Source organism: Dethiothermospora halolimnae (genome assembly GCF_037577855.1).
GTDB lineage: Bacteria > Bacillota > Clostridia > Tissierellales > VENL01 > Dethiothermospora > Dethiothermospora halolimnae.
The window spans coordinates 1-15,103 of record NZ_JBAKFX010000071.1 but is presented as its reverse complement, the minus strand read 5'-3'; the positions used below and the strand labels follow the sequence as shown (position 1 = coordinate 15,103).

The following is a 15,103-nucleotide window of genomic DNA, read 5'->3' as shown; positions in this document are numbered from 1 at the left end:
ATTTGGTGACGATGGCGGAGGGGCCACACCTGTTCCCATACCGAACACAGTAGTAAAGTCCTCCAGCGCCGATGGTACTTGGCGGGCAACTGCCTGGGAGAGTAGGTCGTTGCCAGATTTTTTTTATGCAAAGAATAAATAATAGAGAATAAAGAATAGATAAGGTGCAAAGATGGCCGTAGGCCACTTTGTTTTTTTATTTTTTTGGCCAATAGCTGTAAGCTTTTTAGGTTCTTAGATTTTGTTTTTTGTAAGAGATTTTGGAGGACAGTTTAGTTAATAGTTAAATAGTCAAAGGCATTGGTAACTCCGAATTGATTCGGATGTTTCGTTATTATGTTGCTGGGGGATTCGTAATCCCACAGCTCCTGTAACTCCGAATTCATTCGGAGTCTAGCTTGGCTTGCCAAGCCCCGCCCCGTCAGGTGGCGGAAAAATCAGCTTGCTGATTTTATTAACTATTAACTATTAACTATTAACTATTAACTACCTTAAGGGTTTTCCTTACAAAAAAGTAAGATTAAAATTAAACAAAAATTAAGAAATATGGTGTATAATATTAAGCAAGGGTAAAATTTAAGTAAAGGGAATGTTAATTGTAAAGATCATAATATTATTGAATAATATTAAATTAGACAGAGGATAATAGTGGAAGATAGAAAAGAGGTGTAACCATGAAAAATATAAAAAGTAAAATAACATGTCCAATAAAGGATGTAACTATATTATTTTTATTGACATTAGTTAAAACAATTTTATTATATACATTTACTGTTCAGGATAATATTTTTAAATTAGTGTTTACAACTATACCACCCCTGATTGTGGTTTATGGGCTGGTTAATCTTATAAAGAGTAAAAGAAGATATATCCATATGTTAATAGTCCATATAATAGTATCATCTATATTATTTGCAGACTTAGTTTACTATAATCATTATAACTTTTTACCTTCGGCTAGAGCTCTTACATTACTGGGACTTGTGCCAGCTGTATCCGATAGTGTTTTTTATATATTAAAACCTATACACTTTATAATGTTATTAGATATAGTACCCCTTATAGTTTACTTTAGTAAGCAAAAGGGTGAAAAAATGATGTTTACTAAAAAGGGAAGATTTTTAAATAAATCAGTGGTTGCAATAATGTTATTATTATTTATTTTTACTACAGTTTATGTATCAGGGAACAGTATACATGCATATAGCAATTATGGGGTATATTCATATCACGTAAAGGATATATATGAAATATTTGCAAATGAAGAAGAAAAGGCCTTTGATAAAATGAATATCAAGGAGGTTATTGTTGACACTGTTAAGGAAAAGAAACCTATAGAGAACAGGAAATATTTTGGTATAGGGAAAAATAAAAATATAATAACAATTCAATTTGAATCTTTACAAAACTTTGTAATAAATAAGAGTTATTATGGACAAGAGATAACCCCAAACTTAAATAAACTTATAAAAGAAAATAGTATTTATTTTAATAATTTTTATCAACAGGTTGGACCTGGAAATACGTCAGATGCTGACTTTGTAAGTCATAACTCCATATATCCAACTACTAAATATGCTACTACAAAAGAGTTTATCGATAACAATTTTTACACTATGTATAATGTTTTAAAGGAGAATGGATATAGTAATAAAGTGTTTCATGGATATAAGGCTGATTTTTGGAATAGAAGTAACATATATCCTTCCTATGGTGTAGAGGATTATATTAGTTTAGAAGATTTTACCCTAGATGAAAAAATTGGTCTTGGGTTAAGTGATGAATCCTTCTATAAACAGTCCATAGAAATATTAAAGGAAATGGACAATCCCTTTTATGCATTTATGATATCACTAACAAGTCATAATCCCTATGAGATACCCGAAAATAAAAGGGAACTTGATTTATTAGATAAACATAAGGACACTTTATTTGGAAATTATCTTCAGTCAATAAAATATTCAGATAAAGCATTAGGTGAATTTATAGATGATTTAAAGGATCAAGGCTTATATGATAAATCTATAATAGTTATATATGGAGATCATCAAGGATTACTTCCAAGAAAACATGCTGATGAAAAGGGCAATTATGAAATTATGACAGACTTTCTAGGCAGAGAATATAATTACAGAGAGTCTATGAATGTTCCATTTATAATTAATATTCCTGACTTAGGGAAATCAGAAACAAATCCAATAGCAGGAAGTGAGATTGATTATATGCCTACCATATTAAATTTATTAGGTATAGATGATTATAAATCAATATATTTTGGACAGGATTTAAATAATACAAAAGAAGGGTTTGTGGCATTCCAATATTACTTGCCTAAGGGTTCTTTTATAGATGATGAAAAGGTATTTATTATGTCAAAGGATGGTATATATGAAAATAGTAAGGCTTGGGATTTAAAAACTAATAAACCGATAGATATAGAAGAATGTAGAGAAGGGTATAAAAAGGCTATTAAAAGAATAACCCAATCCCATTTCATATTAGAAAGGGATTTAGTTGACGAAATTATTAATATAAAAAATTAAATATAACAATAAAGGGGTTATTCTATTAGCTCCTTTATTGTTATTTTACTTTATAGAATATCTTGTAAAAGATAAAATTCAGTGGTAGAATATAATTAAAGAAGAGGTCATAGAACCTCCATTTTGTGGAGTTTAAAGATATTTTATTAAAATAAACTAGCTTAGAAAGGATGTGAAAAATGGAGGCTAAATTGAGAAGAAAAAATATATTAAATAAATTAAAAGAAAGGGATAATCCTATAAAGGGTACAGATATAGCAGATATCTTTAATGTAAGTAGACAGGTTATAGTTCAGGATATTGCCATACTAAGGGCTTCAGGAGAAGAAATACTAGCTACACCCCAGGGATATATGGTTATGGGGAGAAATAACGATAAACTAGTGAAAACCATAGTCTGTAAACATAAGGGATATAAAGAAATAGAAGATGAGTTAAAAACGATAATTGATATGGGAGGAAAATTATTAGACGTCATTGTAGAGCACCCCATATATGGAGAGATAAAAAGTCCCCTTATGATAGGCTCAAGAATAGATATAAAAGATTTTATGGAAAAGTTAACAGATGAAAAGGCTGAACCACTATCGTCTTTAACAGGTGGAATACATCTTCATACAATAGAAGTTTCAAAAGAAGATATATTTTTAAAAATAAAACATGAGTTAAAGGAAAAGGGATATTTAGTGAATAATAACTAACAATTAATATTTTTTTACCATAGATGACAAGACAGTAGTAAATACAAGGAGGAAACATATGAAAAGTAAATTTTCCATAAAAGATTATATTATAAAGGTATTAAACGGTATGGCCTTGGGACTATTTTCATCACTAATTATAGGTTTAATACTAAAACAAATAGGAACACTTGTAAACTTAGATATATTAGTTAACTTTGGACTAGTGGCCCAAAGAATGATGGGGCCAGCAATAGGTGCAGCAGTTGCCTATAGTGTGGGGGCATCTCCCTTGGGAATATTCGCATCTACAATAACAGGAGCAATAGGTGCAGGGACAGCTATACTTGACGGTAAAGAAATACTTCTTAATATAGGAGAACCAGTGGGGGCATTTATTGCATCCCTAATAGGGGCTGAAATATCAAAACTTATACAGGGAAAAACAAAGGTGGATATAGTATTAGTCCCTGCTATTACAATAGTCGTTGGAGGATTTGTAGGATACTATATAGCCCCATGGATAACCTTGCTGATGAATTATATAGGTGAAGGAATAAATAGTGCAACCTATTTAAGCCCAGTACCAATGGGAATAATAATATCAGTATCAATGGGCATAATGCTTACTTTACCTATAAGTAGTGCTGCCATAGCCATATCCCTTGGACTTGATGGATTAGCAGCAGGGGCCGCTACAATTGGGTGTGCATGTCAAATGATAGGTTTTGCAGTGTCATCCTATAGGGAAAATAAGATTGGAGGACTCATATCCCAAGGGTTAGGAACATCAATGCTTCAGATTCCCAACATAGTTAAAAATATAAAGATATGGCTCCCTCCAATTATAGCATCGGCTATATTGGGACCAATAGGTACAAAGGTATTTGAGATGAAAAATAATAGTATGGGCGCCGGTATGGGAACCAGTGGATTAGTTGGTCAATTTGGAACCATAGAAGTTATGGGAAATGAAGCTATATTAGGTATAATACTTCTTCATTTTGTTTTACCTGCTATAATAACATTAATGATTTCAGAATATATGAGAAAACTAGGATATATTCAGTATGGAGATATGAAACTTAATGGATAATGATTGAAAAAATTGAAGTTGGGTAGTATAATGTAATAAACGTTATACTACCGTTTTTTTATGAAAGGAGTTGTAATATTGAAGGGAAAAGGAAAATACTTTATGATTGTGGCCATACTTATAATCATATTTGTAATCAGTTCTTTTAGTGGAATAATAAACTTTATAACTGATTATAAGTGGTTTAGTGAGTTGGGCTATACAAAAACATTTTTAACAAAATTAAGAACACAACTTATGATAGGAATACCATCATTTCTTATTATATTCTTTTTAACATTATTTTATTTAATAGCTATTAAGAAAAAATATTATAAAGATAGCTATATAATACCTGAAAAGAAGGGCGAAAAGAGACTTAATGTCATTTTAGGGATAGTATCGGCATTTATCTCATTTTTTATCTCAACATCCTTTGCGGGGAATTTATGGTTTAAGATACTACAGTTTACAAACTCAACTGATTTTAATGTCAAAGATCCTATATTTAATAATGACCTATCACTATACATATTTAAATTACCATTATTAAAGGAAGTTATTAGTTTAATATTACTATTGTTATTTATATTTGCAATAGTAACGGTGGCTTTTTATGCTTTACTATTTGTAATAAGAAGGCCCAATAAAGAAGGTTCCAATGTATTTGACTTTGAAGAACTAACTAATAAAAAGGAATTTGATATAAATAAATTATTTAATAAAAAACTATTAAACAAAATATTAACCCAAGTTGCTATTATTGGTTTCTTAGTATTTATAATAATAGCAGTAAATAATATTTTTAACTCATACGAGTTATTATATTCCACAAGGGGAAAAGTCCATGGTGCAAGTTATACAGATATTCATGTTACTCTTTGGGTATATAGAATAATGGCAGTTGCTGCTGTGGTTTCTGGAATAGGCTTCTTGGTTGGAGTATTAAAGAAGAATAAAAAGTTAGCACTTTTTGGACCTATACTACTTATAGCAATATCCATATTAGGTAATATTGGAGCTTCTATTGTTGAAAATTATATAGTTAAACCGGATCAAATATCGAAGGAAGAGAAATACCTTAAGCATAATATAGAGTTTACACAAAGAGCCTATGGATTAAAGGATGTAACAATAAGGGATTTTCCCGTTAATCAAGATTTAACTAAGGAAGATTTACTTGAAAATGAAGAGACAATAAAAAATATAAGAATAAATGATTATAGACCTACAAAACAGGTTTATTATCAGCTTCAAGGGATAAGACAGTATTATACTTTCAATGATATAGACGTTGATAGATACAACATAAATGACAAATACACCCAAGTCTTTCTATCAGCTAGGGAATTAGATAAAACAAGACTTGATGAACAGGCAAAAAACTGGATAAATCTTCATCTTAAATATACCCATGGATATGGTTTAGCATTATCTCCAGTTAACTCTGTTACAGAAGAGGGGCAGCCGGAACTTTTAGTTAAAAATATACCTCCAACAACCGATACAAACTTAAAAATAAATAGACCGGAGATATATTTTGGTGAAATGACCAATGATTTTGTAGTAGTAAATACCGATGAAAAAGAATTTGACTATCCCCAAGGCTCAAATAACAAGTCTACTATTTATGAAGGCAGTGCAGGAATAGAATTAGATGGATTAAATAAGTTATTATTCGCAATAAAACAAAGAGACTTAAAACTGCTTATATCGGGAAATATAAACTCCGATAGTAGGATAGTATTATATAGAAACATAAAGGAAAGGGTAAGAAAGATAGCGCCATTTATAGACTATAGTGGTGATCCATATTTAGTTTTAAATCAACAGAACGGAAAACTTTATTGGATTATGGATGGTTTTACCCTAAGCTCTAAATATCCATACTCAGAGCCATATAAGGATACTAGTATTAATTATATAAGAAATTCAGTTAAGGTAGTAATAGATGCATATAATGGTGATGCAAACTATTATGTTTTTGATGAAAAGGACCCTATTGTGTCAACATATTCAAAAATATTTAGTGATCTATTTAAAACAAAGGATCAAATGCCAGAGGGGTTAAAAAATCATGTAAGATATCCTACTGAATTATTTAATATACAGTCGGATATATATAGGGCATATCATATGGATAATCCAGAGGTATTCTTCTCAAGGGAAGATTATTGGACAATAGCTAATGAAAAGTATATGGAAGAGACTCAAAAGGTAGAGCCAAACTATGTAATGTTTAAGTTACCAGAAGAGGAAAAAGCAGAATTTTTATTAACAATACCATATACTCCCGATGGTAAAGATAATATGACAGCTTTATTTGTAGCTAGAAACGATAAGGAAAACTATGGCAACTTGGTACTATATAAATTTCCTAAAAATAAAAATATACCAGGGCCTATGTTAATAGAATCTCAAATAGATCAAGATTCAGAGATATCACCCCAATTATCACTATGGGACCAAAAAGGCTCAAATGTATTGAGGGGTAATCTACTGGTTATACCAATTCAAAATTCATTGCTTTATGTTGAACCAATATATTTAAAGGCATCCAATGAAAATAGTTTACCCCAGGTGAAAAGGGTAATAGTATCATATAATGATAAAATTGTTATGGAAAAGAATTTAGATACGGCTTTATCAAAACTATTCGGAACAGTTGATACAGGGAAAGATGATGATGGAATAGTAGATGAGGTGGATACAGATAAGATAGAAGGAGATATTAAGGATATAATAGATAAGGCAAATGATTTATTTAATAAAGCCAAGGAAGCATCACAGGAAGGTAACTGGGCAGAATATGGCAACTATATTGAACAGCTAGAAAAGGCTTTAAATCAATTAAATAATGTTTCTAATGAAGAATAAAGGGTCACTTATACTACTGGGATAGTGACAATGTACTTGAAAGATTATCTAAGGGGGCATTTGCCCTCTTTTTTCTATATTAAAATTTTTCAAAAACCCCTTTAAAATATGGTTAATATGACGATATATAGAATATAAAGGAAAAGAGGGGGAGATTAGAGATGAATATAAATTCTGTAAAAAGTAATACTTCAGTAAAAGTAACCAATCCTATGGATAGAGCCATTAATATTTTGGAAAAGCAAAAGATACAATTACAGGAAAGGATAAGTAAAGTTAAAGAAAGTGATAGAAATTATAAATCAAAACAAGAGGAAATAAAAAACCTACAGGAACAAATTGAACAAGTAAATCAATTAATTCACCAAAGAAAGATGGAGAAGATAAAAGAAAAACAAAATCATAAAGAAACAAATATACAGCATAATAAAAAAGAGTATACTAAAGAAGAAATAGACGAAATAAAAATGAATAATATGATTAGTATAACTCAAAATTATAGTGAAATTGCTAATCTAAGCAAAGTAAGTAAAGGGCTAAAAAATGGAGCAAATATATTAAAAACAGAAGCAAAGCTAGACCTAAGTAGAGGCAATGGAGGTAAAGAAAAATTAGAAAAGGCAGCACAGTTAGAAGCAAAGGCTTATTCATTAGACAGTAAAATATCTAGTAAAAGTAATGAAATAAACAAAAGTATTGATGAAATAAATGATATAGATAAGAAAAGTAAAAACAAATTAGAGAAAACAAAAGATAATAAAATAGAATCAGAAGAAGTTGAAGAGAAAAATGAGGATAAAAAAATAAAGGGATAAAAAAATTCTATCCCTATTATCTCATCCGTTTTAATTTTATATCATCAATGGACATATTATCTAGTTCTTTAGCCTTTATTGCAATATCATTTCTATTAATAATACCCTTGTCCACCAGTAACTCTATGATACTTGCAAGGGCTAAAGTATTTCTATAGTCCACTTCTTTCATATCACTTAATTGAGACAATATATTTAAATTGCTCATGTGAAGACCCCCTAAAAAATAAATTTTATCTTATTAATATTATTGGCATAATAAATATTTATATACAAATAATATAAGTATATATAATAATATAATTTTTCTTGATAATAATTATATTATATGGTATAATTCATTTTAAAATATAGGATAAAGGCTACGATGGGAAGCAGTAAATAATTATTCTTTTATAGAGAGTTAGTGGTTGGTGGAAACTAATAAAGGATATTATTGAATCCGTCCTGGAGCATTTTACTTGAAGGTAAAACCCTTTGCACAGGTTATAGTGCAACGAGAGAACCGTTATGGTTAACTAGGGTGGCAACGCGGAAAACCTTCGTCCCTTTTTTAGGGATGAAGGTTTATTTTTATGTTTTTTATAATACTATATAAGGAGGAGTTAAAATGTTAGACATAAAAAAAATAAGAACAAACCCAGAAGAGATAAAAGAATTATTATCAACAAGGGGTGGAGACTTTAACATTGATAAAATATTAGAGTTGGACGAAAAAAGAAGGGAATTATTAGTTGAAGTTGAAAACATGAAAGCTAAACAGAATACAGTTTCTAAAGAAATACCAAAGTTAAAAAAAGAAGGTAGGGATATATCAGATATATTAAAAGAGATGAAAACATTATCTCAAGATATAAAGGATATGGACCCCAAAGTTAAAGAAATAGAAGGGGAACTAAATAATATACTTTTAACAATACCTAATATTCCAAATCCAGAGGTTAAAGTGGGAAATGATGAAGAAGATAATATGGAGATAAGAAAGTATGGAGAGCCTAAAGAATTTGAATTTGAAGCAAAGCCCCATTGGGATATAGGAACTGAACTTAATATGTTTGACTTTGAAAGGGCATCAAAAATTGCAGGGGCAAGATTTTCCCTATTTAAAGGATTAGGTGCAAAACTTGAAAGAGCCCTTATAAATTTCATGTTAGATATACATACTAATGAAGAAGGATATACAGAAATATTACCACCTCTGATGGTAAATAGGGATAGTATGACGGGAACAGGACAGCTTCCTAAATTTGAGGAAGACGCGTTTAATATACCAAGTAAGGATTTTTTCTTAGTTCCAACTGCAGAGGTACCTATAACTAATCTTCATAGGGACGAAATTTTAAATATTAGGGAAGTTCCAAAATATTATACAGCTTATACCCCTTGTTTTAGACAAGAAGCAGGGTCTGCAGGCAGGGATACTAGAGGATTAATAAGAAATCATCAATTTGATAAGGTAGAGCTTGTAAAGTTAGTAAAACCAGAGGATTCCTATGATGAGCTAGAAAAGTTAACAAATAATGCAGAAGAAGTACTTAAAAGACTAGAACTTCCTTATAGAGTTGTGGAATTATGCACAGGGGATTTAGGCTTTTCATCAGCAAAAACATATGACTTAGAAGTATGGATGCCAAGTTACAATAGATATGTTGAGATATCATCTTGTAGTAACTTTGAAGATTTCCAAGCAAGAAGGGCAAATATAAGATATAGGGGTGAAGATAAAAAGCCCAAATATGTTCATACACTAAATGGATCAGCTCTAGCAGTTGGAAGAACAGTAGCTGCAATACTTGAGAATAACCAAACTGAAGATGGTAGTGTCATAATACCTAAAGAACTAAGACCCTATATGGGAGGAATTGAGAAGATAGAGAATAAATAATAGATAATGTGGGGACTGGATAATACCAGTCCCATAGTTTATAACTATTAAAATAAATTTTGAAAGGTAGTGGGTCATGAAAAACAACAAAAAAGTAGCTTTAATATTAGTTATAGTTATGTCTATTACACTAATACTTATGGGATGTAATGGTACTGAAGAAAATACTAGTGATATAAAAATACAAGATGACAAGAAAGATGAAAGTAGTGTATCTATAAATTATAGTGATAAAAATTATGATACGGTTTTAGTAAAGGATTATAATAACTTAAAACTAGATAAACTTAATAAATATAATATAGATGTTAAATTCAATCCCCAGGACAAAAGCTATAAGGGAAAGCAAATGGTTAAGTATGTAAATAATGAAAATGTAGACTTAAATGAAGTATACTTTCATCTCTATCCAAATGCATTTAAAAGAAAAGAAACGGCTCCCTCTTTATTTGGAGGTATAAGTTCTGCATATCCCGATGGATTTAAAGAGGGATATATGGACATAAAAGATATTAAAGTTAATAATACTGATGTAGATTATTCAATAAGTGGGAAAGGAAATACCATCCTTAAGGTGCCTTTAGATGAAAGTTTAAAGCCCGGGGAGATTGTTGAGATAAATCTAGAATATTTTGTAAAACTTCCCCCTGCTAGGGATAGATTTGGATATGGAGATAAAACATTTAACTTTGGAAACTGGTATCCAATAGCAGCGGTATATGATGATGAGGGCTGGAATCTGGATCCTTACTATAGTATAGGAGATCCTTTCTATAGTGATACAAGTAACTATGACATTAGTATAGAAACTCCAAAGAACATAACTATAGCATCATCGGGAAATATATTATCTGAGGAGATAAAAGATAATAAAAAAATTTGGAAGATTGAGTCTAGACTAATGAGGGATTTTGCATGGGTTGCCAGTGAACACTTTAAGGTACTAGAAAGGGATGTTGATGGAACATTAGTAAAAGTCTATGTACTAGATGATAACACTAATGAGATAAATAAGCTAGTATTAGACATATCTTCAGATTCTATAGATATTTTTAATGATACTTTTGGCAAATATCCCTTTGGCCAATACTCTGTGGTTCAAACTAGTTTTCCATCGGGGATGGAATATCCAGGTATAGTATTTATAGGTGATAAATACTACAATAAATCAAGAAAAGGATATTTAGAAATAGTCATAGCCCATGAAACGGGACATCAATGGTGGTATAGTGTTGTTGGTAATGATGAGATAGATGAAGCTTGGCTAGATGAGTCAATAACATCCTATTCAGAAGTGGTATATTGTGATGAAAAATATGGAAAAGAGGCATCGGAAAAATACTTTAAAAATAATGTTGAAAGTGGATATACCCGTGTAAAAGAAATTCTGTCTGATGATAGGGTGTTAAAACCTTTAAATGAATATAAAAATTGGACCGATTATGGTGCTTTAGCATATAATAAGGGAGCCATCTTTATCCATGAAATAGGGAAAAAATATGGTGAAGATACACTATATAATATACTTAAGAAGTATTTTAAAAAATATAGCTTCTTAATAGCAACAACTGAAGATTTTAAGAGGGTATGTGAAGAGGTTACCGGTGAGGACTTAACTGAGATGTTTAATAAGTGGATATATAATAAAAATTAGTAGATATTATCTACTAATTTTTTACTTATCAATAGGATATAAACCTAAGTTATGTTATAATGTTCATATGTTGTAAATAATAGGGGGAGATAAAATGAAGAAAAAATTTACTTTTTTATTAGTATTTTTTATTACTATATCCATAGGATTTAGTGGAGCTTATAATGCAGCTATTAAGAAAAATCAAGCTATAGAAGACAACAACATAACTAGGAAAATGGGTAAAGAATTTTTTATAAGAAATAGAGAAAAGCTAGCACAGAGATTAGAAAATAATTCTATGGTTGTATTATTTTCCAATCACTCAATGACCGATAGAAAATATTACCCTAACAGCAATCTTTATTATTTCACAGGGATAGATGAAGGATATAGCATATTTGTTATGAAGAAAATAGACAATAAATTAGAAGAAATTCTTTTTATAAAAAGTCCTAAATCTACCAAAAGCAGATGGACTTCAGATAGTTTAAATGAAAAAGAGGCAAAAGAAATATCAGGAATAGAGGATATAAGGGGAACAACTAGTTTTAGTACAGATGTCAATAATATAAAGAGTATATATTTAGACGTTAATATATGGGATAAAGATAGGTTTATAGAGAATTTAAGGTTAAAGGATGATAAGCCATATATATTAAAAGAAGCCAAAGAAGAATTTGCATTGGATATATTAGACAATCATTCCAATATAAATATAAAGAGTATAAAGGATAAAGTTTCGGAACTTAGAGCTATTAAGACAGGGGAAGAGATAGAAAAAATAAAGAAGGCGATTAATATTACTAAAGAAGGAATAAAAGAACTTATGAAAAATGCTAAACCAAATATGATGGAGTATGAACTTCAATCATATTTTGATTTTACTGCTGCAAGAATGGGCTCCACTGAACATTCATTTTTACCCATAGCAGCATCAGGGAAAAATGCAACTATCCTTCATTATGATGCTAATAATAGTAAGATAAAAGATGGAGACCTTATATTGTTCGATGTTGGTGCAGATTATCACCATTATGCCAGTGATATTAGTAGAACATTTCCTGTAAATGGGAAATTTACAGAAAGACAAAAACAAATATATAATATAGTATTAAAGGCTCAAAAAGAAACAATAAAGGCGGTAAAACCCGGTATCACTATATTAGACTTAGATGATATAACTAAGAAAATTTTATTTGAAGAATGTAAAAAAATAGGTCTCCTTGAGACGAAAGAAGAACTAGGGGAATATTACTTCCATAGTGTGTCCCATCCAATGGGACTAGATGTACATGATTTGGGAATGTTCTCAGAACTAAAACCGGGTATGGTTATAACAATAGAACCGGGTCTTTATATAGAAGAAGAGGGGATAGGAATAAGAATAGAAGATGATATATTAATTACAGAGGATGGCTATGAAAATTTATCTAAAAATATAATAAAAGAAATTGATGATATAGAAGAATTTATGAATAAATAGTAACTAAAAGTCGATGTTTCACGTGAAACGTCGACTTTTAGTTATATAAGAAGATATTATTTCTATTTGAAAAAATTCACATTTAAAAAAGAAGATAAAAATGATAAACTATAAAGGGAATGGGTATAAAAGTAATTTAATGGAGGTAAACAGATGAAAAAAACTTTGATAGCAGTTATATTAATAATATTTATGGCTACTTCTATTTCCTATGGAGATGGTAATTTAGAAGATAATGTAAAATCAGTACTTGTAGGGGATTTTGAAACAGGGGATATAATATATGAACATAATACGGACAAGCCACTTCAGATAGCCAGTTTAACAAAGCTTATGACCTATTTAGTTGTAATGGATGATATAAAAGCTGGTAATATAAGTCTAGAAGATATGGTTACAATAGGAGAAGAACCAACTAAAGTAGGGGGTTCATCCTTTAATTTGAAGTTAGGAGAGAAGGTAAAACTAAAGACATTAATTGAAGGCATGTTAATACCATCAGGAAATGATGCCAGTGTTGCTATAGCTGAACATGTGGCAGGTTCTGAAGGGGAATTTACTAATATAATGAATCAAAAGGCCAAGGAAATAGGGCTTAATACTGCAAACTTTATAAATGCATCGGGTATGCCAGTTAAGGATAATGGTCAAAATAGTATGAGTGTTAAAGATCTATTTAAGTTATCCCGCCATATTTTAAAAGAACATCCAGAGATTCTTAATATAACAAATAAAGAAGAACTTAATATACCAGAGAGAAACTTTAGAAAAGCCAGTACAAATCCTCTTCTTGATTTAATTCCTAAAGTTGATGGTTTGAAAACAGGTTATACTGGAGATGCTGGGAACTGTTTAATATCTACCATGGAAATATCAGATAACAACAATGATAAACCCTTTAGAGTTATAGCGATACAAATGGGAGCTAAAACTAAGGAACAAAGAAAGGAAACTAGTAAAGAACTATTAGAATATGCCATGAAAAACTTTAAAAATAAGGTTATGGTATCAAAAGATGATATAACAAAGGTTACTGTGGATAAGGGAGAAAATCCTGATTTAAATATCTATCCTAAAAAGGATTTTATTAAACTAGTTAAGAAAACTGATGAAATTAAAGTAGAAAAAATAGTAGATGAAGAAATAACAGCTCCAATTAAAAAGGGAGATAAGTTAGGGGAAATGGTAGTATATAAAAATGGAAAAGTATTAGAAAAAATTGATTTAATAGCAGAAAGAGCTGTGGAAAAAAGGAATATATTTGAAAGGATATTTGATTTTATAGCAGCAATGGTAGTGGGACTTAAAAATGCTATATTTGGATTATTTGATTAACAAGTTGAAAGCTGGGACAAAGGGATTGTACCTTTGTCCCAGCTTTTAACTTGACAAACCATAGCTCATCATATATAATATATAGTTGTCTAAGTAAATAAACTTTATGCGCACCTATAGCTCAGTAGGATAGAGCAGTGCCCTCCTAAGGCACGTGCCGGGGGTTCGAATCCTCCTAGGTGCGCCATTTTTATACCCAAAATTAAAATTGGCGGGTGAAAATATGGATAAGTATTTTATGAAAATGGCATTAAATGAAGCATATAAAGCATATGATATAGATGAAGTACCAATAGGAGCAGTGGTTGTAAAGGATAATAAAATAATAGGTAGAGGTTATAATCTAAGGGAAAAGTCTAAGGACCCCACAACCCATGGAGAGATAATAGCAATAAGAGAGGCTAGTAAAAATTTAAATGGATGGAGACTTATAGATTGTACAATATATGTAACCGTTGAACCATGCCCTATGTGTGCAGGGGCAATACTTAACTCAAGAATAAAAAGATTGGTTATAGGCACAGATGATCCTAAAATGGGGGCATGTGGTTCTATAATAGATATAACCAATAACCCTAAGTTTAATCATAGTGTTGATGTAACAAAGGGAATATTAAAGGAGCAGTGTTCAAATATAATGAAAACTTTCTTTAAAAATTTGAGAATGAAAAGATAAGGGGATATATTCTTTTAAAAGAATATATCCCTTTTATTATATGTAAAACATTTATATATTTATATATTATAATATATTAATAATATTTAGATTTCAAT

Annotated in this window: 11 protein-coding genes, 1 tRNA gene, 1 rRNA gene and 1 other annotated feature; of the genes, 12 read left to right on the top strand and 1 reads right to left on the bottom strand. The window is 30.3% G+C overall.

All coding sequences use genetic code 11. From position 1 onward, the window contains the following. Position 1 precedes the first annotated feature (1 nt). The 6 genes from rrf to V6137_RS18480 all read left to right on the top strand — a co-directional run bounded on the left by rrf (position 2) and on the right by V6137_RS18480 (position 7,990). Positions 2-118: ribosomal RNA gene (gene rrf, locus V6137_RS18505) — 5S ribosomal RNA — on the top strand. A gap of 556 nt (positions 119-674) precedes the next feature. Further along, positions 675-2,543: an LTA synthase family protein gene (locus V6137_RS18500; protein WP_425449459.1), complete on the top strand. Its 1,869-nt coding sequence runs from the start codon at positions 675-677 to the stop codon at positions 2,541-2,543. 179 nt (positions 2,544-2,722) lie between these two features. Beyond that, positions 2,723-3,244: a transcription repressor NadR gene (locus V6137_RS18495; RefSeq protein WP_425449458.1), complete on the top strand. Its 522-nt coding sequence runs from the start codon at positions 2,723-2,725 to the stop codon at positions 3,242-3,244. A 58-nt stretch (positions 3,245-3,302) separates the two neighbouring features. Continuing rightward, positions 3,303-4,319, top strand: a complete 1,017-nt coding sequence (locus tag V6137_RS18490) for a PTS sugar transporter subunit IIC (protein ID WP_425449457.1) — start codon at positions 3,303-3,305, stop codon at positions 4,317-4,319. A gap of 78 nt (positions 4,320-4,397) precedes the next feature. Continuing rightward, a complete protein-coding gene (locus V6137_RS18485) occupies positions 4,398-7,175 on the top strand; it encodes a UPF0182 family membrane protein (protein WP_425449456.1) in 2,778 nt (925 codons plus the stop codon). Positions 7,176-7,336: 161 nt separating this feature from the next. Further along, positions 7,337-7,990, top strand: coding sequence for a hypothetical protein (locus tag V6137_RS18480; RefSeq protein WP_425449455.1), 654 nt, complete (start codon positions 7,337-7,339; stop codon positions 7,988-7,990). 16 nt (positions 7,991-8,006) lie between these two features. Here V6137_RS18480 and V6137_RS18475 read toward each other — a convergent pair whose 3' ends face one another. Continuing rightward, a complete protein-coding gene (locus tag V6137_RS18475; protein ID WP_425449454.1) occupies positions 8,007-8,198 on the bottom strand; it encodes a hypothetical protein in 192 nt (63 codons plus the stop codon). 147 nt (positions 8,199-8,345) lie between these two features. Then, positions 8,346-8,543, top strand: a binding site (T-box leader). Positions 8,544-8,600: 57 nt separating this feature from the next. On the opposite strand from V6137_RS18475, the gene serS reads away from it, so the two are divergent. The 6 genes from serS (at position 8,601) to tadA (ending at position 15,005) form a co-directional block, all read left to right on the top strand. After that, positions 8,601-9,875: a serine--tRNA ligase gene (gene serS / locus V6137_RS18470; RefSeq protein ID WP_425449453.1), complete on the top strand. Its 1,275-nt coding sequence runs from the start codon at positions 8,601-8,603 to the stop codon at positions 9,873-9,875. A gap of 76 nt (positions 9,876-9,951) precedes the next feature. Next, positions 9,952-11,529: a M1 family metallopeptidase gene (locus V6137_RS18465; RefSeq protein ID WP_425449452.1), complete on the top strand. Its 1,578-nt coding sequence runs from the start codon at positions 9,952-9,954 to the stop codon at positions 11,527-11,529. A 94-nt stretch (positions 11,530-11,623) separates the two neighbouring features. Next, a complete protein-coding gene (locus tag V6137_RS18460; protein WP_425449451.1) occupies positions 11,624-12,994 on the top strand; it encodes an aminopeptidase P N-terminal domain-containing protein in 1,371 nt (456 codons plus the stop codon). Positions 12,995-13,147: 153 nt separating this feature from the next. Further along, positions 13,148-14,329 (top strand): D-alanyl-D-alanine carboxypeptidase family protein, encoded by a 1,182-nt coding sequence (locus tag V6137_RS18455; RefSeq protein ID WP_425449450.1) that lies wholly within the window; start codon positions 13,148-13,150, stop codon positions 14,327-14,329. A gap of 110 nt (positions 14,330-14,439) precedes the next feature. After that, positions 14,440-14,516, top strand: a tRNA-Arg gene (locus V6137_RS18450). Between the two features lie 36 nt (positions 14,517-14,552). Then, positions 14,553-15,005, top strand: coding sequence for a tRNA adenosine(34) deaminase TadA (gene tadA, locus V6137_RS18445; RefSeq protein WP_425449449.1), 453 nt, complete (start codon positions 14,553-14,555; stop codon positions 15,003-15,005). Positions 15,006-15,103 lie beyond the last annotated feature (98 nt).

Bases quoted from the DNA above. Each gene is read 5' to 3' on its own strand.
- V6137_RS18495 (WP_425449458.1), top strand. From the start codon at position 2,723: ATGGAGGCTAAATTGAGAAGAAAAAATATATTAAATAAATTAAAAGAA.
- V6137_RS18500 (WP_425449459.1), top strand. From the start codon at position 675: ATGAAAAATATAAAAAGTAAAATAACATGTCCAATAAAGGATGTAACT.
- V6137_RS18460 (WP_425449451.1), top strand. From the start codon at position 11,624: ATGAAGAAAAAATTTACTTTTTTATTAGTATTTTTTATTACTATATCC.
- tadA (WP_425449449.1), top strand. From the start codon at position 14,553: ATGGATAAGTATTTTATGAAAATGGCATTAAATGAAGCATATAAAGCA.
- V6137_RS18465 (WP_425449452.1), top strand. From the start codon at position 9,952: ATGAAAAACAACAAAAAAGTAGCTTTAATATTAGTTATAGTTATGTCT.
- V6137_RS18475 (WP_425449454.1), bottom strand. From the start codon at position 8,198: ATGAGCAATTTAAATATATTGTCTCAATTAAGTGATATGAAAGAAGTG.
- V6137_RS18490 (WP_425449457.1), top strand. From the start codon at position 3,303: ATGAAAAGTAAATTTTCCATAAAAGATTATATTATAAAGGTATTAAAC.
- serS (WP_425449453.1), top strand. From the start codon at position 8,601: ATGTTAGACATAAAAAAAATAAGAACAAACCCAGAAGAGATAAAAGAA.
- V6137_RS18455 (WP_425449450.1), top strand. From the start codon at position 13,148: ATGAAAAAAACTTTGATAGCAGTTATATTAATAATATTTATGGCTACT.
- V6137_RS18480 (WP_425449455.1), top strand. From the start codon at position 7,337: ATGAATATAAATTCTGTAAAAAGTAATACTTCAGTAAAAGTAACCAAT.